This is a genomic window from Acidimangrovimonas pyrenivorans (assembly GCF_042643245.1).
Lineage (GTDB): Bacteria > Pseudomonadota > Alphaproteobacteria > Rhodobacterales > Rhodobacteraceae > Acidimangrovimonas > Acidimangrovimonas pyrenivorans.
In genome coordinates this window covers 68354-86765 of sequence record NZ_JBHRSK010000018.1, presented here as the reverse complement: position 1 = coordinate 86765, position 18412 = coordinate 68354, and the positions used below count along the sequence as shown (strand labels likewise).

Genomic DNA, 18412 nt, shown 5'->3' with positions numbered 1-18412 from the left:
TGCATAGGGTGGAGGCAACGTGGCGGCCGTCTCGGCAATCACCTCGGAGGCCCATTCGCCAGTGACCCAGCTTTCCCCCTCGCACCCGGGTGCGGCCGCCTCTGCCGTCGCGGTCGCCGGTCCCAGCATCCGCTGCTACAACGTCAAGTTCAGCCCCAACCTGGGCGACGGGCTGCTGTCGGAATGCCTCGAGGCGGCGCTGATCGATTGCGGCGCGGCCTCCGACACCCGTTCCATCGACCTGGCGGCGCGCACCGCCTACGGCGACGCGATGCTCGGCCGCGACACGATCATGAAGGCGCTGGACGCGATGCCGGGGCCCTTGCGACGGCTGGCGGTGCGGGTGCCGCTGGCGTTGCAGGCGGCGCGGAAATGGCGGCCGCATTACGCGCGCGAGATGGCGGGGGCCGAGGCGGTGGTGATCGGCGGCGGCAACCTGATCTCGGATCTCGATCTCAATTTCCCGACCAAGCTGGGGCTGGCGCTGGCCGAATGCGCCCGGCGCAAGGTGCCGGCGGTGATCTATGCCTGCGGCACCGCGACGGGGTGGAGCGCGACCGGGCTGCGCCTGTGCCGGGCCCATTTCTCGCGTCCCGAGCTGAAGGCGGTCTTCGTCCGCGACGCCGACAGCAAGCGGCTGTTCGACGAGATGTTCTCGGCCGCGACCGGCCATGTCGCCCAGGTGGTGCGCGATCCCGGCCTGATGGCGTCCGAGCTCTACCCGTTCGACCGCCCCGCCGACCGTCCCCGCCCGGTGGCGGGCCTCGGCATCATGAGCCATATCGCCATCCGCTACCATGCCGAGAGCGCCCCCGAGGCGGGCTATCTCGACCGCTGGTATCTCGACGTCGCGCGCGGGCTGATCGACGCGGGCTACCGCGTGCAGGTCTTCACCAATGGCAGCCCCGAGGACAAGGCCTATGCCGCGCAGCTCGAACCCGGGTTGCGGGCGCTGGGCGGGGACGAGGTGATCTCCTTCGCCAGCCAGCGCACCCCGCAGGAGCTCTGCGGCCACATCTCGCAATGCGACCTGCTGATCGCCTACCGGATGCACGCCATCATTGCCGCCTATTCCTACGGCGTGCCCGCCATCGGCCTGGCCTGGGACCGCAAGCTGGCGGCCTTCATGCAGTCGGTCGGGCGCGGGGACTGGCTGCTCGACGTCGCCAGCACCTCAGCCGCCGATTGCGTCGCCAGGGCGATCGAGACCCGCGAGGCCGGCATCCCCGAGGCCGAGCGCCAGCAGGTGATCGCCGAGGCGCGGGTCGATGTCGCCAAGGCCTATGCCGTGCTGCGGGAGGCGCTGGGATGAGCGACGCCCGCGCGGCCCTGACCCGCTACGCCCGCTGGATGCTGGACGAGGCGCTGCCGTTCTGGGCCTCGACCGGGGTCGATGGCGCGCAGGGCTTCGTCGAGGCGCTGGAACTGGACGGCTCCCCGCGCCGCACCGGTTTCAAGCGGGTCCGGGTCCATGCCCGCCAGGTCTACGTCTTCTCCCATGCCCATCTGCTGGGTGTGCCCGGTGCATTGGCGGCGGCCAACAACGGGGCCGAGTTCCTGCTGCGCCACGGCTGGGGGCCGCAGGGCGGTTGGGTCGTCAAGATGGGAGAGAGTGGTGGCCACGTGGATACCGAGCTCGATCTCTACGACCAGGCCTTCGTCCTTCTCGCCATGGCCTGGTGGCACCGCGCGTCGGGCGATCCCCGGGCGCTGGAGGCGGCGCAGCGGACGCTGGACAAGATCGACGCCGATTTCGCCCGCCCCGACGGCCGCGGCTACCTGTCGCGCCTGCCCGACCGCGGCGAGGCGCTGCAGAACCCGCATATGCACCTGCTCGAGGCGCTGCTGGCCCATTACCCGCTGGCCTCCACGCCCGCGAATGCCCGGCGGATCGAGGCGCTGCGGCGGCATTTCTCGGCCCACCTGCTCGACGCCGAGACCGGCACGCTGGGCGAGTATTTCGCCATGGACTGGACGCCGGAGCCCGGCCCGCGCGGCGATACCGTCGAGCCCGGCCACCATTACGAATGGGTCTGGCTGCTGGGGTTGGCCGAGCGGCTGGGCTTCGGCGCCGCCGCGCCCGAGGCCGAGCGGCTGTTCGCCTTCGCCGAGGCCCATGGGCTGACGGAAACCGGCCTGATCCATGACGAACTGGCCCGCGACGGCACGCAGCGCAGCGCCCGCCACCGCTCCTGGCCGCAGACCGAGCGGCTCAAGGCCCTCGCCCTGCGTGGCGAGGAGAGCGGCGCTCCGGACCTCGACGCCATCGCCACCGCGCTGACCGCGCTGATGGACCATTACCTCGCCCCGGCGCCGCCGGGTACCTGGATCGACCATGTCGACGCAACCGGCGCGCCCTGCGTTGACAAGATCCCGGCCAGCACGCTCTATCACCTTTTCCTCGCCTATGCCGAGCTGACCCGGGTGGCGCCCGCACTGTTCGGCGACGATTTCAAGCCAGTGGACCTCGTGCCATGATCGTTGATGATTTCCAGGGTAAACGCATTCTCGTGGTCGGCGATGTCATGCTCGACCATTTCGTCCGCGGCGCCGTCGACCGCGTCTCGCCCGAGGCGCCGACGCTGGTGCTGCGGATCAGGGAGGACAGCTGGAACCCCGGCGGCGCCGGCAACGTCGCCAAGAACATCGCCAGCCTCGGCGGCGTCGCGCTGCTGGTCGGGTTGGTGGGCGAGGACGACGCGGCGCGGCGGCTGGGCGAGATCCTGGGCGAGAGCGGCCGGATCGAGAACCTGCTGATCGCCGATCCCGGCTACCCGACGATCGAGAAGAACCGCTTCATCGCCGGCGACCAGCACCTGCTGCGCGCCGACCGCGAGAGCCTCGATATTCCCGACGGCGTCGAGGCCCGCATCACCGCCGCCATCGAGGCGGCGGCGGCGAGCTGCGACGCGATGGTGATTTCCGACTATTCCAAGGGCATCGTCACCCCGGGGCTGATCGCGGCGGTGGTGGCGGCGGCGCAAAAGGTCGGTATCCCGGTCGTCGCCGATCCCAAGAGGCCCAATTTCGCCGATTACCGCGGCTGCACCGTGCTGACGCCGAACCGCAAGGAGTTTTCCGGCGCGACGGGGATGCCGGCCGACAGCGACGCCCATATCGAGGCGGCGATGCCCCGCGCGCTGGAGCAGTTCGGCGGGCCGATCGTGCTGACCCGGTCCGAGCAGGGCATCTCCCTGGTTTCGCCCGACGGCAGCCACTACCACGAACCGCCGCGCAACCGCGAGCTGCGCGACGTCTCGGGCGCCGGCGACACGGTGGCGGCGACGATGGCGCTGGCCCTGGCCGGCGGGGCGGAGCTGCGGCTGGCGACCACCGCCGCCAACGCCGCCGCCGGGATTGTCGTCGGCAAGAGCGGCACCGCCTCGGTCGAGGCGACCGAACTGATCTCGGCCATGCTCCACAACGCCGACAGCATGGTGCTGGAGAACAAGCTGGCGACGCTGAGCGCGGCGCAGCAGATCCGCACGGACTGGCGCCACCAGGGGCTGCGGGTCGGCTTCACCAACGGCTGCTTCGATATCATCCATCGCGGCCATGTCACCCTGCTGAAGAAGGCCCGCGAACGCTGCGACAAGCTGATCGTGGCGCTGAACACCGACGCCTCGGTCGCCCGGCTCAAGGGCCCCGAGCGGCCGATCCAGCCCGAGGGCGCGCGGGCCGACGTGATCGCGGCGATCGGCGATGTCGACATGGTGCTGCTGTTCGACGACGATACGCCGCTGAAGCTGATGGAGGCGCTGAAGCCCGACGTCATCTTCAAGGGCTCGGACTACACCGTCGAGACGGTGGTCGGCCACGAGCTGGTGCAGGGCTATGGCGGCGATGTCGAGCTGCTCGACCTGGTCGAGGGCTATTCGACAACCAATATCGTCAACAAGTCGCGGGGCATGGGCTGAGATGGCGCGGTCCAGCGATCTGACCCGCACGCTCGACCAGTCCATCGGCAGCGTCATCGCCCGCGCCGCCGGGCTGGTCCGCCGCTCCCGGCCGATGCCCGGCGATCCGCACCGCATCGCCCTGATCCAGCCCACCGCCATCGGCGACACGCTGATCGGCTCGGGCTGCATTGCTGCCCTGCACGAGAAATTCCCGAAGGCCCGGCTGATCGTCTGCCACGGCCCGTCGAACGGGGCCGCCGTCAAGATGCTGGCGACGCCGGTCGAGCCGGTTCAGATCGGCTTCGCCAACCCGGCCAAGGCGGTGGCGGCGCTGCGGGCGCTGAAGGCCGACATGATCGTCGACCTGACGCCCTGGCCCTATTCCACCGCGTTGTGCGCCCGGCTTTCGGCGCCGTGGAGCGCCGGCTTCAACCCGGCCGGCAGCGCCCGGGGCAAGCTGTTCGACCTTGCCGTGCCGCACAGCGCCCGGCGGCACGAGATCGAGAATCTCGACGCGCTGGCCAAGGCGCTGGGCACCGGCGGCGAGACCGGCATGGCGATCAAGCGCGACCCGGCGCAACTGCCGGCCGACTGGCCGCTCGACCGGCTGGTCCTGTGCCATGTCTCGGCCGGCGGCGCCCGGGCGGCGGCCAAGGCCTGGCCCGACGATCACTGGGTAAGGCTGGCCAACGGGCTGGCGGCGGCGGGCTATACCGTCGGCTTCACCGGCGTGCCGAATGACGAGCCGGCGGTGCAACGGGTGATGGAGCGGCTGGACGATCCGGCCGCGGCGGTGTCGCTCTGCGGCAAGGTCTCGCTGGCCGGGCTGGCCGAGATGCTGGCGGCGGTGCCGCTGCTGGTGACGGTCGATACCGGCGTGCTGCACCTGTCGGCGGCGGTGCAGGGCTGCTCGATCGGGCTGCACGGCCCGACCCGGGCGGCGCGCTGGGGCTCGGTCTCGCCGCGCGCCACCGGCATGGACGCACCGCACCCGGCCGGCGGCTACATCTCCTACGGCTTCGAGAGCCATCCGCAGGAAATGGAGATCATGGCGACGCTGACGCCCGAGGCGGTGCTGGAGCGGGCGCTGGCGCTGCTGGCCGACCCGAAGGAGCGCGCATGACCCGTCCGGCCCTGTTCCTCGACCGCGACGGCGTGATCAATGTCGACCACGGCTATGTCCATCGCTGGGAGGATTTCGAATACGTCCCCGGCATCGTCGAGTTGATCCGCCATTTCAACGGCTTGGACTGGCCCGTGGTGGTCGTCACCAACCAGTCCGGGATCGCCCGCGGCTACTACAGCGAGGAGCAGATGCACGCCCTGCACGCGGCCCTGCAGGCCGATCTGGCGCAGCAGGGCGCCCGGCTCGACGCGGTCTATTTCTGTCCCTACCTCAAGGGCGCCCCCGTTGCCGCCTACGACCGCAACAGCCCCGACCGCAAGCCCAAGCCGGGGATGCTGCTGCGGGCGGCGCGGGAGATGGGGCTCGACCTCGCCGCCTCGATCCTGATCGGCGACGGCGAGCGCGACATCATCGCCGCCCAGGTTGCCGGCGCGCGTGGCTTCCTGTTCAAGGGTGTCAACGTCTGGGATTTCGCCCGCGCGCGGGTATTGCCGGAACTCACCTGATCAGAACTCGGGATTGGCCCGCAGCCAGTCGACGTAGTCCTTCACCCCGTCCTCGAGCGAGCGGTAGTTGGGCGCCAGCCCCAGCGCCTTGCCACGCTCGGTCCTGGCCTCGGTGAAATACTGGTACTTGCCGCGCAGGGTTTCGGGCATGTCGATATAGTCGATCTTCGGCTCTTGGCCGACGGCGGCGAAGGTCGCCTTGGCCAGCGCCTTGAAGCTGCGTGCCTGGCCGGTGCCGACGTTGAAGAGGCCGCCCAGGCTGTCCTGCGCCAGCGCCCGGCGGATGAAGGTGACGCAATCGTCGACATGGATGAAGTCGCGCAATTGGCCGCCATCGGCGTAATCCGGGTGGTCCGACTTGAACAGCTGCACCGCCTCGCCCCGCGCCGCCCTGGGCCAGATCTGGTGGATCACCGACCGCATCGAGCCCTTGTGGCTCTCGCGCGGGCCGTAGACGTTGAAGAACTTGAGCCCGGCCCAGACCGAGGGCGCCGGCCGGCCTTCGGCGACGTCGCGCAGCAGGCGGCGGTCGGTGAAATGCTTGCTCCAGCCATAGGCGTTCAGCGGCTTGAGCCGGGCCAGCGCCGCCTCGGTCGAGACATCGTCGAAGCCCGCGGAGCCGTCGCCATAGGTCGCGGCCGAGGAGGCGTAGACGAAGGGCACGTCGTGGCGGGCGCAGACCTGCCACAGGTCGAGCGTGCAGCGGATGTTGCGGGCGACGATCAGGTCGACATCGCTCTCGGTCGTGGCCGAGATCGCGCCCATATGGACGACGCCGGCCAGCCGCTCGCCGTTGCGTGCGGCCCAGCCGGGCAGGTCGGCGATGGTGACGATATCCTCGAAGCTGCCGTCGCGGACGTTGAGCCAGCGCGCGTCATGGCCGAAATCGTCGCACAGCACCACCCGGTGAGCGTCCGCCGCCAGCGACAGTGCCGCGTTCGAGCCGATGAAACCGCCGGCCCCGGTGACGAGATAAACCTTGTCGCTCTGGCCCATGCCTGCCGTCCTCCACACTTGTCCCGCGTCCCGCTTAGCCGTCATGGCGTCGCGTTTCACGCCTTATCTCGCGCCGCGCGCCACTTCGCCGTGCCCTGTTGCATCGGTCATCCCGCCGGCCCGCCCCGCCGCCGCGCCAACTCGCGATACAGCGCCTCGCGCGTGACGCCGAGCTCCGTCGCCAGTTCCTGCCAGCGGCCCTTGTCGGGCAGGGCGCCGCGCGTGGCCAGCCAGACGTCAAGCCGCTCGGCGACGGTGCGCAGGCTGCGGATCTCGGCCCGCATCCGCGCCGCCTGCACCGCGCGGGTCAGCCGTCTTGCCCAGGCCTCGGCCAGTTCGGGGCTCTCACGCAGGGCGGCGCGGAGGGTGTCGCGCGGCAGGCACTCGACCACGCTCGGCTCCAGCGCGACGGCGTCGCAATGGTAGGCCTCGGAGTAGGCCGAGGCTTCGGCGGCAACCTCTCCCGGCCCGGCGATCTGCAGCGTCAGCTCGGTGCCGTCCGGGGTGTTCCGCCGCAGCGCGACGCGACCCGACCGCACCCGGTAGACGCGGGTCACCGGATCGCCGGTGTGGAACAGCAGTTCGCCCGGGGCGCAGTTGCGGGGGTCGGCGGCGTGGAACAGGGTGTCGAAGGGATCGGACATGATCACGATCATATGAGCCCGGGCGCGATCATGCCACAGGGCAGGAGGACAGACCGGGAGGAACCGATGAAGAAAACAGCCGCGATCGCCGTCCTCTGCCTCGGCCTTGCCGGGCCCGCGCTGGCGGACCAGGCCCAGACGACGGGGGGCCACGCCATGATGCAGCATGGCCAGCACATGGCCCAGGGCATGACGATGACCCATTCCGGCAGCATGGCCGGAACGATGGACCGCATGCCGCCGGGCGTGACCCAGGGCGGGCAGGCGGCCTTCGCCGCGATCCAGGAGATCGTGGGCGTGCTGCTGGCCGATCCGGAGACCGACTGGAGCCGGGTGAATATCGAGGCGCTGCGCCAGCACCTGATCGACATGGACAACGTCACCATGCGCGCCCGTGTCGCGGCGCAGCCCATCGACGGCGGTGTGCGCTTCACCGTAACCTCGGACGACCCGGCGGTGGCCGGCTCGATCCAGCGGATGACGCTGGCCCATGCCGGGGTGATGGACGGGGTGCGCGGCTGGCATCTGGTGGCCGAGAAGCGCGACGGTGGCGCGGTGCTGACGGCGACCGGCGCGGGCGATGCCGCGCAGGTGATCCGCGGGCTGGGCTATATCGGGCTGATGACCGTGGGGATGCATCACCAGGCCCATCACCTGGCGCTGGCGACCGGCCGCAACCCGCATGGCAATTGAGGGGCGAATGAAGAGACTGTTCCTGATCCTGGCGGCGCTCCTGCTGCCTCTGGCGGCGGCAGCGGCGGTGGCGGCCGAGGGGCTGGTGCCGCAGCAGGTGGCGCCGGGCGTCTGGGCGATCGAGGGGCCGATGGTCCAGCGCGACGCGCAGAACCTGGGCAACAACGCCACCTTCGGACTGATCGAGACTTCCGACGGCGCCGTGCTGGTCGATCCCGGCGGCAGCTACGCCGGGGCGAAGGCCTTGGCCGAGGTGGTCAGGGGGCTGACCGACCAGCCGGTGAAATACGTCATCGACACCGGCGGGCAGGATCACCGCTGGCTCGGCAACGGCTACTGGAAGGCGCAGGGGGCGACGATCATCGCCTCGGCCGATGCGGTGGCCGACCAGAAGGAACGCGGTTCGATGCAGCTGACTATGCTGGCGCAGCTGATCGGCGACGGGCTGAAGGGCACCGATCCGACCTATGCCGATGTCACCTTCGACGACAGCTACACGCTGACGCTCGGCGGCCGGGAGATCGAGATCCGCCATCCCGCCCCGGCCCATACGCCGGGCGACAGCTTCGTCTGGCTGCCCAAGGAACGGGTGGTGTTCACCGGCGATATCGTCTTCGTCCACCGCATCCTGGGCGTGATGGATTTCTCCGACAGCGCCGGCTGGCTCGACGCTTTCGATGCCGTCGCGGCGCTGAACCCGGCCCATCTGGTGCCCGGCCACGGCCCGGCGACCGACCTGGCGACGGCGCGGGCCGATACCCGCGACTACCTGGCGAACCTGCGCGAGAAGATGCGGGCCCATATCGATGCCGGCGGCGACATCATCGGCGCGGTCGACGTCGACCAGTCCGCCTACAGCCACCTCGACCAGTTCGACGCCCTCGCCAAGCGCAACGCGCAGGCGGTGTTCGAGCAGATGGAATGGGAGTGAGCGGGGGGAGGGTTGTGGTGGATTGCTGGTGCCTGGCCGCCTTTGTGAATTGACCGTCCGGCACAACGTGAGCAGGGCGAGCGTCTGCCCGTAGGATGGCGCTCGCACCAGTTGAACGGTGCGCTTTATGGCAGCCATACCCCTCCTGAGTTCGAGCGTTTCGCGCGGGTGGCCAAAGCGCCAGCCCGCCGGGACGGGCAGGCGCTCGCCCTGCGCGTTTCACGCGCGTACCGGGCGGAGTTGTGCCTAGCTCCTGTGTCCGCTTCGTCCCGCAAAGCAGGTCAGACGGACAACCACCCGCGTTACAGACCGGCCTCGGCGGCGATCTGGGCGCGGCTCTTGCGGGCGCGTTCGGTCGCCGATTTCAGCTGGCCGCAGGCGGCCATGATGTCCTCGCCGCGCGGGGTGCGGATCGGCGAGGCGTAACCGGCCTTGTGAACGATGTCGGCGAAGGCCTCGATCCGCTCCCAGTCCGAACGCTGATAGGGGGCGCCGGGCCATTCGTTGAACGGAATCAGGTTGATCTTGGCCGGGATGCCGCGGATCAGCTTGACCAGCCGGCGGGCATCCTCGTCGCTGTCGTTGACGTCCTTGAGCATGACGTATTCGAAGGTGATGCGCTCGGAATTCGACAGCCGCGGGTATTCGCGCAGCGCGTTCAGCAGCGTCTCGATGTTCCAGCGCTTGTTGATCGGCACCAGCTTGTCTCGGACCTCGTCGGTGGTGGCGTGGAAGCTGACCGCCAGCAGGCAGCCGATCTCTTCCGCCGCCCGGGCGATCTCGGGCACGACGCCCGAGGTCGACAGCGTGATGCGGCGGCGCGACAGGCTCAGCCCCTCGCCATCCATCACCACCTTCATCGCGTCGCGGACGTTGTCGAAATTGTAGAGCGGCTCGCCCATGCCCATCAGCACGACGTTCGAGACCAACCGGGTCTCGTTCTTGGGCTCGCCCTGTTGCGGCCACTCGCCAAGGTCGTCGCGCGCGAGCATCACCTGGCCGACGATCTCGCCCGCCGTCAGGTTGCGCACCAGCTTCTGGGTGCCGGTATGGCAGAAGCTGCAGGTCAGGGTGCAGCCGACCTGGGACGAGATGCACAGGGTGCCGCGCCCCTCCTCGGGGATGTAGACCGTTTCGACCTCGTGGCCGCCGGCGATGCGGACGAGGTACTTGCGGGTGCCGTCGGCGCTGACCTGGCGGCTGACCAGCTCGGGCAGGGCGATCTCGAACCGTTCGGCCAGCATTGCCCGGTAATCCTTGGCCAGGTTGGTCATGGCGGCGAAGTCGCGCACGCCCCAGTGGTAGACCCACTGCCAGATCTGGCCGACCCGCATCTTGGCCTGCTTCTCGGGCGTGCCGGCCTCGATCAGCACCTCGCGCAGCTGCGGCCGGGTCAGGCCGACCAGGTTGAGCCGCCCGCTCTCGGGCAGCTTGCGGGGGACGGTGACGACGTCCTGGGTGATGGGCGCGGTGGCGGTCATGCGGTCTCTCCGGCGGTCTCCGGCACAGGGAAGCGTCTCATATAGGGCATGCGGAAGGCAAACGGAACAGGGGAGGGTGGAGAAGGGGCGTTGCGGTCTGGGCAGGGGGCGATGCGGATCGGCGCGCGGTCGAGGGGGGCGCAGGCCGGGCGCTGAGGGCACCTTGTTCGGTTGCGAGACATTGCCAGACGTTCGGCAAGGGAGGCCATGGCCCGGAATCAAGGCGCTCTGCGCCGCCGGGCCCCGCCCTCCCTCCCGCAGGGGAGGGCGGGGCCCTCTGTTGCGTTATGTCCCGCGGTCGGCAGGTCTTGCCAAGCGCGCAATATCCGCCTCGGGCGCCCCGAAAAACAAGACGCCCCGCGGGCCCGGGGCCGCGGGACGCGAGAACCGCACCTTTTGCGGGTTCAGTTGCAGCGTTTGGCTGCGTCGTCCATCGCCGCGGTGAAGCCCAGCAGCGAGAAGGTGTCCTTGGTCGTCTTGCCGCGGCTCGAATGCCCGGTCAGCACCGCCGACGCGCCGGCCTTCATTGCCGCGATGACCTTGCCGTCATCCTCGGGTTTGGTCGGCCAGGCCCATTCGCCCTCGGTGATCATGTCGAACTTCGTGTCGCCGATCTCCAGCGTCACGGTCGACCCCTTGGCAAAGGGATAGCCGCCGGTGAAGGAGACCTCGCCCTTGTCGCCTTGGCCGGGACGGAAGGTGACGAACAGCAGGATATCGCCGCGTTGCGCCGCCACCGGCTTGCCGTTCTGCGTGATCACCGTCTTCTTCGGTGCCGACACGCCCCAGCATTCCTTGGGATTGCCTTCGGTGAACACGCTCCAGTCGGTCTTGGTCGCCACCCGGTTCGTCGATTCCTGGGCGTGAACGCTCGTCACCGCCCCCGTCGCCGCCAGTGCCACCGCCGCGCCGCACAGGCTGCGCTTCATCCATGAAGTCATTTTGCCCACTGTCTTAAGTTGCCTTTGCCTCTCATGCCCGCCACCCGGCGCATATGCTGCGCACCTTTTCCTGTAGCAGGAGCCGTTTCAACTCGATATCCAATTGATAGCTTGAAATGGCCGATTTTTGAAAGCCCCGTGGGCAGAAAATCGCGCATGCGTGAGAGGGGAAAACGATGGCGGACGCGCATCCGATGGTCGAATTGTGGCGCGGCGGGCGGCTGGAAAGCGCCCATGCCGGCCATGCGGTGATCTGTGACGCGGGCGGAAGGGTGGTCGAGGCCTGGGGCGATCCGGAGGCGGTGATCTTCCCGCGCTCGTCCTGCAAGATGCTCCAGGCGCTGCCGCTGGTGGAAAGCGGCGCCGCCGAGGCGGCGGGGCTGACCGACGCCCAGCTGGCGCTGGCCTGCGCCAGCCACAACGGCGGCCATATCCATACCGACCGGGTGACGGACTGGCTGGCCGATCTCGGCTTGGGCGAGCCCGACCTGCGCTGCGGCGCGCATATGCCGCGCGACCCGGAAGCGCACAAGGAGCTGCTGTGCTCCGACACCGCGCCCTGCCAGATCCACAACAACTGCTCGGGCAAGCATGCCGGTTTCCTGACCCTGACCCGGCACCTCAAGGCCGGGCCGGAATATGTCGAGATCGACCACCCGGTGCAGAAGGCGGTCCGCGCCGCCTTCGAGGAGGTGACGGGCGAGGCCAGCCCGGGCTACGGCATCGACGGCTGCTCGGCGCCCAATTTCGCCACCTCGGTGCATGGGCTGGCGCGGGCGATGGCGTTTTTCGCCGCAGCCGATGGCGGCTCGGACGCCCGCTCGCGTGCCGCGGTGCGGTTGCGCAACGCGATGGCGGCGTATCCCGAGCTGGTCGCCGGCGAGGGCCGCGCCTGCACCGAACTGATGCGGGCGATGGATGGCAAGGTCTCGATCAAGACCGGGGCCGAGGCGGTCTTCGTCGCCATGGTGCCCGAGAAGAAGCTGGGCATCGCGCTGAAGATCGTCGATGGCGGCACCCGCGCTTCCGAGGCGGTGATCGCGGCGCTGCTGGTGAAGCTGGGCATGCTCGACCCCGAGCACCCGGCGACGCGCAGGCGGCTCAATGCCGTCCAGACCAACTGGCGCGGCATCGAGACCGGCATTCTGCGCGCGGCGGAAGGCTTCGCCTGAGCCGGCGCCGGTCCGGCCTAGGGAACCGAAACGAACTCGTCGACGCTGTAGCCCTGCAGGTAGAGCAGGGCCGTGAGGTCGCCGTGGTTGACGCGCAGCTCGCATTGGGCGGCGACCGAGGGCTTGGCGTGCAGCGCGACGCCGGAGCCGGCCCGGTGCAGCATGCCCAGGTCGTTGGCGCCGTCGCCGACCGCCAGCACCTCTGATTCGGCGATCCCCAGCCGGGCGCAGGTCTCGGCCAGCGCCGCCACCTTGGCCTCGCGGCCCAGGATCGGGCGGGCGACGTCGCCCGACAGCTTGCCCTGCTCGACCAGCAGGGTGTTGGCCCGGTTCTCGTCGAAGCCGAGATAGGTGGCGACCGGCTCGGAAAAGGCGGTGAAGCCGCCCGAGACCAGCACGGCGTGGCCGGAATGCGCCTTCATCGTCGCCACCAGCTTGCGCCCGCCCAGGGCGAAGGTGATGCGCTCGTCCAGCACCTTGCCGATCACCTCGGCCGGCAGGCCCTTGAGCAGCGCCACCCGCTCCAGCAGCGCGCCCTCGAAATCGAGCTCGCCATTCATCGCCCGCGCGGTGATGTCGGCGACATGTTCGCCGACGCCGGCCTCGGCGGCCAGCTCGTCGATGCATTCCTGGTTGATCATTGTGCTGTCCATGTCGGCCAGCAGGATGCGCTTGCGCCGGCCCTCCGCCGGCTGGACCACGAGGTCGACCCCCAGTGCCTGCAGCCCTTCCCAGGCCTCCCAGCGATTCTCCGGCAGGGTCTCGACCGCGAACTCCGCGGCGACGCCGGGATTGAGCCAGATCGCCTCGCCGCCGCCCCAGGCATTGCGCAGCGACTCGACCGTCGTGGCCGTCAGATCGGCCCTTTCGGGATGGACGATGAGGGTGGCGATATACATGGGATTCCTCAGCTAAGCCCCGATGCGAAGTTTCCGATAGTGGAGCGCGGTGTCGCTTTTCCGCCCTCAAGCGGCGCAATACTGCACATTTCCCGCTTGCGCCAGAGGGGGCGGGAGGAGTATGCCCGGCAGCGGGACACCCCTCCCCAACGAGGGGCGTATATCTGGAAGGATACCATGACCAAGACCCCGACCCCGGCTACGCGGCCGGCCAATCCGCGTTTTTCCTCTGGCCCCTGCGCCAAGATCCCCACCTTCAAACTCGACCTGCTGTCCGATGCCGCGCTGGGCCGTTCCCACCGCGCCGCCGTCGGCAAGGCCAAGCTGAAAGCGGCGATCGAAACCACCCGCGAAATCCTGGGCGTGCCGGCCGAGTACAAGATCGGCATCGTGCCCGCCTCCGATACCGGCGCCGTCGAGATGGCGCTGTGGTCGCTGCTCGGCGCCCGCAAGGCGACCATGCTGGCCTGGGAAAGCTTCGGCTCGGGCTGGGTCACCGACGTGGTCAAGCAGCTCAAGATCGACGCCGAGGTCAAGACCGCCGACTATGGCGAGATCGTCGACCTCGCGACGGTCGATTTCGACACCGATGTCGTCTTCACCTGGAACGGCACCACCTCGGGCGTGCGCGTGCCCAATGGCGACGCGATCCCGGCCGACCGCGAAGGCCTGACCATCTGCGACGCGACTTCGGCCGCCTTCGCGATGGAGCTGCCCTGGGACAAGCTCGACGTCACCACCTTCTCCTGGCAGAAGGTGCTGGGCGGCGAGGCGGCGCATGGCATGCTGATCCTCTCCCCGCGCGCGGTCGAGCGGCTGGAAAACTACACCCCGGCCTGGCCGCTGCCCAAGATTTTCCGCATGACCAAGGGCGGCAAGCTGGTCGAGGGCATCTTCGAGGGCGCCACGATCAACACGCCGTCGATGCTGGCGGTCGAGGATTACCTCGTCGCGCTGGACTGGGCGAAGTCGATCGGCGGATTGCCGGCGTTGGTCAAGCGCGCCGCCGACAACGCCGCCGTCGTTGCCGATTTCGTCGCCAAGCATGACTGGATCGCCAACCTCGCCAAAGACCCGGCGACCGCCTCGACTACCAGCGTCTGCCTGAAGTTCACCGACGCCCGCATCGCCGACGGCGCCGCCTTCGCCAAGGCCGTGGCCAAGCGGCTCGAGAAGGAAGGCGTGGCGCTGGATGTCGGCGCCTATCGCGACGCCCCTCCCGGCCTGCGCATCTGGTGCGGCTCGACGGTCGAGACCGCCGACGTCGAGGCGCTGATGCCGTGGCTCGAATGGGCCTTCGAGGCCGAGATCGCCGCGCTCACGGAAGCTGCCTGATCCGCTCATCGGCCCCGGTCCGGGCCTCTTCGCCATGACGTCGCGTCGCGAGGAGCCCCGAGGGGGGGCCGACGAGCCATCCCCGATATTCAAGATAAAGGAGCCTGACATGGCGCCCAAGGTTCTCGTCTCCGACAAGCTGTCGGAAACCGCCGTCCAGATCTTCCGCGACCGTGGCATCGAAGTGGATTTCGAGCCCAGCCTCGGCAAGGACAAGGAAAAGCTCGCCGAGGTCATCGGCCAGTATGACGGCCTCGCCATCCGCTCGGCCACCAAGGCCACGGAGAAGCTGCTCGAGAAGGCCGACAACCTCAAGGTGATCGGCCGCGCCGGCATCGGCGTCGACAATGTCGACATCCCGGCCGCGTCGAAGAAGGGCATCATCGTGATGAACACGCCCTTCGGCAACTCGATCACCACCGCCGAACATGCCATCGCGATGATGTTCGCCACCGCCCGCCAGATCCCCGAGGCCAACGCCTCGACCCAGGCCGGCAAGTGGGAGAAGTCGAAATTCATGGGGGTCGAGCTCTACAACAAGACCCTCGGCGTGATCGGCGCCGGCAATATCGGCAGCATCGTCTGCGACCGGGCCCTGGGCCTGAGCATGAAGGTCGTGGCCTACGATCCCTTCCTGTCGGAAGAGCGGGCGCAGAAAATGGGCGTGTACAAGGTCGAGCTTGACGAGCTGCTGGCGCGGGCCGACTTCATCACCCTGCACGTGCCGCTGACCGACAAGACCCGCAACATCCTGTCGAAAGAGGCCATCGCCAAGACCAAGAAGGGCGTGCGGATCATCAACTGCGCCCGCGGTGGCCTGGTCGACGAGGCGGCGCTGGCCGAGGCGATCAAGGCCGGTCATGTCGCCGGCGCGGCCTTCGACGTGTTCGAGATCGAGCCCGCCACCGACAGCCCGCTCTTCGGCCTGCCCGACGTGGTCTGCACCCCGCATCTGGGCGCCTCGACCACCGAGGCGCAGGAGAACGTCGCCATCCAGGTGGCCGAGCAGATGTCGGACTACCTGCTGACCGGCGCGGTGCAGAACGCGCTCAACATGCCCTCGGTGACCGCCGAGGAAGCCGCCGTCATGGGCCCGTGGCTCAAGCTCGCCGATCACCTCGGCGCCTTCGTCGGCCAGATGACCGACGAGCCGATCAAGGCGATCAACGTCCTCTATGACGGCGCGGTGGCCGAGATGAACCTGGCGGCGCTGAACTGCGCGGCGATCGCCGGGCTGATGAAGCCGACCAATCCCGAGCTCAACATGGTCTCGGCCCCGATCGTCGCCAAGGAGCGCGGCATCCAGGTCTCGACCACCCGGCAGGAGAAGTCGGGCGCCTTCGACGCCTATATCAAGCTGACCGTGGTCACCGACAAGCGCGAGCGGTCGATCGCCGGCACCTGCTTCTCGGACGGCAAGCCGCGCTTTATCCAGATCAAGGGCATCAACATCGACGCCGAGGTCGGCAGCCACATGCTCTACACCACCAACGAGGACGTGCCGGGCATCATCGGCACCCTGGGCCGGACCATGGGCGAGGGTGGCGTCAACATCGCCAACTTCACGCTGGGCCGCGCCGGCGTCGGCAAGAACGCCATCGCGCTGCTCTATCTCGACCAGCCGGCCCCGGCGCCGGTGCTCGAGGCGCTGAAGGAGACCGGGTTGTTCACCCAGGTCCGGCCGCTGGAATTCGACGCCGACTGATCCGGCCGATGACATGATTTTCAGGGGCTCCGCCTGCCGGGGCCCCTGTTCCTTTTGCGGCGCCCGCGATAGGGTCCGCCGCGCAACCGAGCCCTGGGAGCCCCCCGTGCGAACCTATGCCATCGGCGACATTCACGGCCATCTCGACCTGCTCAAGGCGGCCCATGCCCGCATCGCCGCCGACCGCGAACGGGTGGGCGACAGCGATGCCCCGGTCGTCCATCTCGGCGACCTCGTCGATCGCGGGCCCGACAGCGCCGGGGTGATCGACTATCTTTCGCAGGGGATCGCCCGAGGCGAGAACTGGCTGGTGCTGCGCGGCAATCACGACCGCATGTTCGCCGGCTTCCTCGGGGACGCGACCTACCACGATCCCCGGCTGCGGCCCGATTACGACTGGACCCACCCGCGGGTCGGCGGCATCGAGACGCTCGAATCCTACGGCATCGTCGATCCCGGCGGGCGGCCGCCGGCGCAGGTCCAGGCCGAGACGGTCGCCGCCGTGCCGGCCTCTCACCGCGCGTTGCTGCAGGGGATGCTCAACAGCTACCGGCGCGGCGAGGTGCTGTTCGTTCACGCCGGCATCCGTCCCGGCGTGGCGCTGGAGGAGCAGACCGAGGACGACCTGATCTGGATCCGGGGCGAGTTCCACCAGGATACCCGCGATCACGGTGTGCTGGTGATCCACGGCCATACCCCGGTCGAGAAGCCGACCCATTTCGGCAACCGCGTCGATATCGACAGCGGCGCCGCCTATGGCGGGCCGCTGACCGCCATCGTCGTCGAGGATCGCGAGGTCTTCGTGCTGACGGATGCGGGCCGGGCGCCGCTGCTGCCCTGAGGCCTGTCCTGAGCAGAGGCCAGCCCTTGCGCGGGTCGCTCTGCGGCTCGAACGCCCCTTACAAAGCGTCGCCGATGCCTTCTTCCGGCAGGATCGCGGGCTCGTCCACCACCTCGTCCTTGGGCTCCAGGTAGCCGGCCCAGACCGTGCCGTCGCCCGGATCGGGCAGGGCCTCGGCCCGGACGTTGCGGTGCAGATGCGCCTTGGCGATGAAATTCGCCGTCAGCGGCGCGGTCAGGAACAGGAACAGCGAGATCATCAGCTCGTGAAAGCTGACATGGCCGTCGCGGAAGGCGAACCACAGCATCGAGGCGATCAGCACCGAACCGACGGCCAGCGTCGTCGTCTTGGTCGGCGCGTGCAGCCGGGTCATCAGGTCGGGCAGCTTGATCAGCCCGTAGGAGCCGACGAAGCCGAGGATGCCGCCGATCACCAGCAGCGCCGAGATGACGAGTTCGAGCAGGTCGATGGTCATGGCAGCCTCCCTATTCGATGATGTCGCCGCGCAGCATGAACTTGGCATAGGCGACGGTCGAGACGAAGCCGACCATGGCGAACAGCATCGAGGCCTCGAAGAACACGCCGGTGCCCTCGATGATGCCCAGCAGCGTCAGCACGGCGATGGTGTTGATCACCATCGTGTCCAGCGCCAGCACCCGGTCGGGCACGCCGGGGGCGCGGAAGATGCGGTAGACGTTCATCAGCAGGGCGAGGCCGAAGCAGACGAGGCTGAAATTCAGGGCCCAGGTGATCATTCGAATATCTCCATCAGGCGGCGTTCGTAGCGGTCCTTGATCTCTTCGCGCACGCTGTCGGGGTCGGGGGCGTGCAGGCAATGGACCAAGAGGGCGTGGCCGTTCGAGGACAGCTCGGCGGTCAGGGTGCCGGGCGTCAGGGTGATCGAGCCGGCCAGCACGGTGATCGCCTCGGGCGTGCGCAGCTCGAGCGGGATCGCGATCCAGGCGGGCTGGAGCCGGCTCTTGGGCATGAACAGCACGATCTTGGCGACGGTGAAGTTGGCGACCACGATATCCCACAGCACGACGCGGATATAGTCCGCGATCATCAGCGGGTTGCGCAGCTTCGGCCGGTCGGGCCAGTAGTTGCGGGTGATGAGGGGGATCACGATCCCCAGCAGCAGCCCGAAAGCCGCGGCCCCGGCCGAGACGTGGTTCTGCAGCATCATCCAGACCACGGTCAGCAGCGCGGTCAGCAGCGGGTGGGGGAACAGGCGTCGCAGCAT

At 68.9% G+C, this 18412-nt stretch carries 20 protein-coding genes; 11 read left to right on the top strand and 9 right to left on the bottom strand.

From position 1 onward, the window contains the following. The first annotated feature begins 61 nt into the window (after positions 1–61). From ACFOES_RS19735 to ACFOES_RS19715, 5 genes are read left to right on the top strand one after another with little or no spacing between them, the layout of a single operon-like run. Positions 62–1312, top strand: a complete 1251-nt coding sequence (locus tag ACFOES_RS19735) for a polysaccharide pyruvyl transferase family protein (RefSeq protein ID WP_377835194.1) — start codon at positions 62–64, stop codon at positions 1310–1312. Further along, a complete protein-coding gene (locus tag ACFOES_RS19730; protein WP_377835193.1) occupies positions 1309–2478 on the top strand; it encodes an AGE family epimerase/isomerase in 1170 nt (389 codons plus the stop codon). The genes ACFOES_RS19735 and ACFOES_RS19730 overlap by 4 nt, the downstream gene beginning before the upstream one ends. Then, positions 2475–3917: a D-glycero-beta-D-manno-heptose 1-phosphate adenylyltransferase gene (gene rfaE2, locus ACFOES_RS19725; RefSeq protein ID WP_377835191.1), complete on the top strand. Its 1443-nt coding sequence runs from the start codon at positions 2475–2477 to the stop codon at positions 3915–3917. The genes ACFOES_RS19730 and rfaE2 overlap by 4 nt, the downstream gene beginning before the upstream one ends. Position 3918: 1 nt before the next feature. Continuing rightward, positions 3919–5022, top strand: a complete 1104-nt coding sequence (locus ACFOES_RS19720; protein WP_377835189.1) for a glycosyltransferase family 9 protein — start codon at positions 3919–3921, stop codon at positions 5020–5022. Then, positions 5019–5531: a D-glycero-alpha-D-manno-heptose-1,7-bisphosphate 7-phosphatase gene (locus ACFOES_RS19715; RefSeq protein WP_377835187.1), complete on the top strand. Its 513-nt coding sequence runs from the start codon at positions 5019–5021 to the stop codon at positions 5529–5531. Before ACFOES_RS19720 ends, ACFOES_RS19715 begins: the two co-directional genes overlap by 4 nt. Here the strand turns inward: ACFOES_RS19715 and rfaD are convergent, their stop codons facing one another. Further along, positions 5532–6527, bottom strand: coding sequence for an ADP-glyceromanno-heptose 6-epimerase (gene rfaD / locus ACFOES_RS19710; protein WP_377835185.1), 996 nt, complete (start codon positions 6525–6527; stop codon positions 5532–5534). A gap of 107 nt (positions 6528–6634) precedes the next feature. After that, positions 6635–7183, bottom strand: a complete 549-nt coding sequence (locus ACFOES_RS19705; protein ID WP_377835183.1) for a Crp/Fnr family transcriptional regulator — start codon at positions 7181–7183, stop codon at positions 6635–6637. A gap of 54 nt (positions 7184–7237) precedes the next feature. Here ACFOES_RS19705 and ACFOES_RS19700 point away from each other — a divergent pair, with 54 nt between their 5' ends. After that, positions 7238–7864, top strand: coding sequence for a hypothetical protein (locus ACFOES_RS19700; RefSeq protein ID WP_377835182.1), 627 nt, complete (start codon positions 7238–7240; stop codon positions 7862–7864). A 7-nt stretch (positions 7865–7871) separates the two neighbouring features. Further along, complete coding sequence (locus ACFOES_RS19695) at positions 7872–8795, top strand: MBL fold metallo-hydrolase (protein ID WP_377835180.1); 924 nt, start codon at positions 7872–7874, stop codon at positions 8793–8795. A 302-nt stretch (positions 8796–9097) separates the two neighbouring features. Here ACFOES_RS19695 and rlmN read toward each other — a convergent pair whose 3' ends face one another. From rlmN to ACFOES_RS19680, 3 genes are all read right to left on the bottom strand, one after another. Then, complete coding sequence (rlmN, locus tag ACFOES_RS19690) at positions 9098–10276, bottom strand: 23S rRNA (adenine(2503)-C(2))-methyltransferase RlmN (RefSeq protein WP_377835178.1); 1179 nt, start codon at positions 10274–10276, stop codon at positions 9098–9100. Positions 10277–10680: 404 nt separating this feature from the next. Beyond that, positions 10681–11217 (bottom strand): invasion associated locus B family protein, encoded by a 537-nt coding sequence (locus ACFOES_RS19685; RefSeq protein ID WP_377835176.1) that lies wholly within the window; start codon positions 11215–11217, stop codon positions 10681–10683. Next, entirely contained in the window at positions 11214–11375 is a 162-nt protein-coding gene (locus ACFOES_RS19680; RefSeq protein ID WP_377835174.1) for a hypothetical protein, read from the bottom strand. The genes ACFOES_RS19685 and ACFOES_RS19680 overlap by 4 nt, the downstream gene beginning before the upstream one ends. Positions 11376–11393: 18 nt before the next feature. Here ACFOES_RS19680 and ACFOES_RS19675 point away from each other — a divergent pair, with 18 nt between their 5' ends. Continuing rightward, positions 11394–12389 (top strand): asparaginase, encoded by a 996-nt coding sequence (locus ACFOES_RS19675; RefSeq protein WP_377835173.1) that lies wholly within the window; start codon positions 11394–11396, stop codon positions 12387–12389. A gap of 17 nt (positions 12390–12406) precedes the next feature. On the opposite strand, the gene serB is transcribed toward ACFOES_RS19675, so the two are convergent. Beyond that, positions 12407–13288, bottom strand: coding sequence for a phosphoserine phosphatase SerB (serB, locus tag ACFOES_RS19670; RefSeq protein ID WP_377835171.1), 882 nt, complete (start codon positions 13286–13288; stop codon positions 12407–12409). A 177-nt stretch (positions 13289–13465) separates the two neighbouring features. Here serB and ACFOES_RS19665 point away from each other — a divergent pair, with 177 nt between their 5' ends. The 3 genes from ACFOES_RS19665 to ACFOES_RS19655 all read left to right on the top strand — a co-directional run bounded on the left by ACFOES_RS19665 (position 13466) and on the right by ACFOES_RS19655 (position 17169). Continuing rightward, the gene (locus ACFOES_RS19665) at positions 13466–14623 is read left to right on the top strand and encodes a phosphoserine transaminase (RefSeq protein WP_377835169.1); all 1158 of its coding nucleotides are present in this window, start codon (positions 13466–13468) and stop codon (positions 14621–14623) included. A gap of 109 nt (positions 14624–14732) precedes the next feature. Next, positions 14733–16328 carry a phosphoglycerate dehydrogenase gene (serA, locus tag ACFOES_RS19660; protein ID WP_377835167.1) on the top strand — a complete coding sequence of 532 codons (1596 nt, stop codon included), beginning with the start codon at positions 14733–14735 and terminating at the stop codon, positions 16326–16328. Between the two features lie 106 nt (positions 16329–16434). Further along, positions 16435–17169, top strand: a complete 735-nt coding sequence (locus ACFOES_RS19655; protein ID WP_377835165.1) for a metallophosphoesterase family protein — start codon at positions 16435–16437, stop codon at positions 17167–17169. A 58-nt stretch (positions 17170–17227) separates the two neighbouring features. Here ACFOES_RS19655 and ACFOES_RS19650 read toward each other — a convergent pair whose 3' ends face one another. Genes ACFOES_RS19650 through ACFOES_RS19640 form a run of 3 tightly spaced genes read right to left on the bottom strand, consistent with a single transcriptional unit; the run spans position 17228 to position 18412 of the window. Beyond that, positions 17228–17644, bottom strand: coding sequence for a Na+/H+ antiporter subunit G (locus ACFOES_RS19650; RefSeq protein WP_377835163.1), 417 nt, complete (start codon positions 17642–17644; stop codon positions 17228–17230). Between the two features lie 10 nt (positions 17645–17654). Continuing rightward, on the bottom strand, positions 17655–17924 hold the full coding sequence (locus ACFOES_RS19645) for a K+/H+ antiporter subunit F (protein WP_377835161.1): 270 nt from the start codon (positions 17922–17924) through the stop codon (positions 17655–17657). Then, complete coding sequence (locus ACFOES_RS19640; RefSeq protein ID WP_377835159.1) at positions 17921–18412, bottom strand: Na+/H+ antiporter subunit E; 492 nt, start codon at positions 18410–18412, stop codon at positions 17921–17923. Before ACFOES_RS19640 ends, ACFOES_RS19645 begins: the two co-directional genes overlap by 4 nt.

Excerpts from the sequence above, each read along its gene's own strand:
- ACFOES_RS19685 (WP_377835176.1), bottom strand. The coding sequence starts at position 11,217 with ATGACTTCATGGATGAAGCGCAGCCTGTGCGGCGCGGCGGTGGCACTG.
- rfaE2 (WP_377835191.1), top strand. The coding sequence starts at position 2,475 with ATGATCGTTGATGATTTCCAGGGTAAACGCATTCTCGTGGTCGGCGAT.
- ACFOES_RS19650 (WP_377835163.1), bottom strand. The coding sequence starts at position 17,644 with ATGACCATCGACCTGCTCGAACTCGTCATCTCGGCGCTGCTGGTGATC.
- serB (WP_377835171.1), bottom strand. The coding sequence starts at position 13,288 with ATGTATATCGCCACCCTCATCGTCCATCCCGAAAGGGCCGATCTGACG.
- rfaD (WP_377835185.1), bottom strand. The coding sequence starts at position 6,527 with ATGGGCCAGAGCGACAAGGTTTATCTCGTCACCGGGGCCGGCGGTTTC.
- ACFOES_RS19715 (WP_377835187.1), top strand. The coding sequence starts at position 5,019 with ATGACCCGTCCGGCCCTGTTCCTCGACCGCGACGGCGTGATCAATGTC.
- ACFOES_RS19705 (WP_377835183.1), bottom strand. The coding sequence starts at position 7,183 with ATGATCGTGATCATGTCCGATCCCTTCGACACCCTGTTCCACGCCGCC.
- ACFOES_RS19665 (WP_377835169.1), top strand. The coding sequence starts at position 13,466 with ATGACCAAGACCCCGACCCCGGCTACGCGGCCGGCCAATCCGCGTTTT.
- rlmN (WP_377835178.1), bottom strand. The coding sequence starts at position 10,276 with ATGACCGCCACCGCGCCCATCACCCAGGACGTCGTCACCGTCCCCCGC.
- serA (WP_377835167.1), top strand. The coding sequence starts at position 14,733 with ATGGCGCCCAAGGTTCTCGTCTCCGACAAGCTGTCGGAAACCGCCGTC.
- ACFOES_RS19640 (WP_377835159.1), bottom strand. The coding sequence starts at position 18,412 with ATGCTGCGACGCCTGTTCCCCCACCCGCTGCTGACCGCGCTGCTGACC.
- ACFOES_RS19675 (WP_377835173.1), top strand. The coding sequence starts at position 11,394 with ATGGCGGACGCGCATCCGATGGTCGAATTGTGGCGCGGCGGGCGGCTG.
- ACFOES_RS19720 (WP_377835189.1), top strand. The coding sequence starts at position 3,919 with ATGGCGCGGTCCAGCGATCTGACCCGCACGCTCGACCAGTCCATCGGC.
- ACFOES_RS19695 (WP_377835180.1), top strand. The coding sequence starts at position 7,872 with ATGAAGAGACTGTTCCTGATCCTGGCGGCGCTCCTGCTGCCTCTGGCG.
- ACFOES_RS19730 (WP_377835193.1), top strand. The coding sequence starts at position 1,309 with ATGAGCGACGCCCGCGCGGCCCTGACCCGCTACGCCCGCTGGATGCTG.
- ACFOES_RS19645 (WP_377835161.1), bottom strand. The coding sequence starts at position 17,924 with ATGATCACCTGGGCCCTGAATTTCAGCCTCGTCTGCTTCGGCCTCGCC.
- ACFOES_RS19700 (WP_377835182.1), top strand. The coding sequence starts at position 7,238 with ATGAAGAAAACAGCCGCGATCGCCGTCCTCTGCCTCGGCCTTGCCGGG.
- ACFOES_RS19680 (WP_377835174.1), bottom strand. The coding sequence starts at position 11,375 with ATGCGCGATTTTCTGCCCACGGGGCTTTCAAAAATCGGCCATTTCAAG.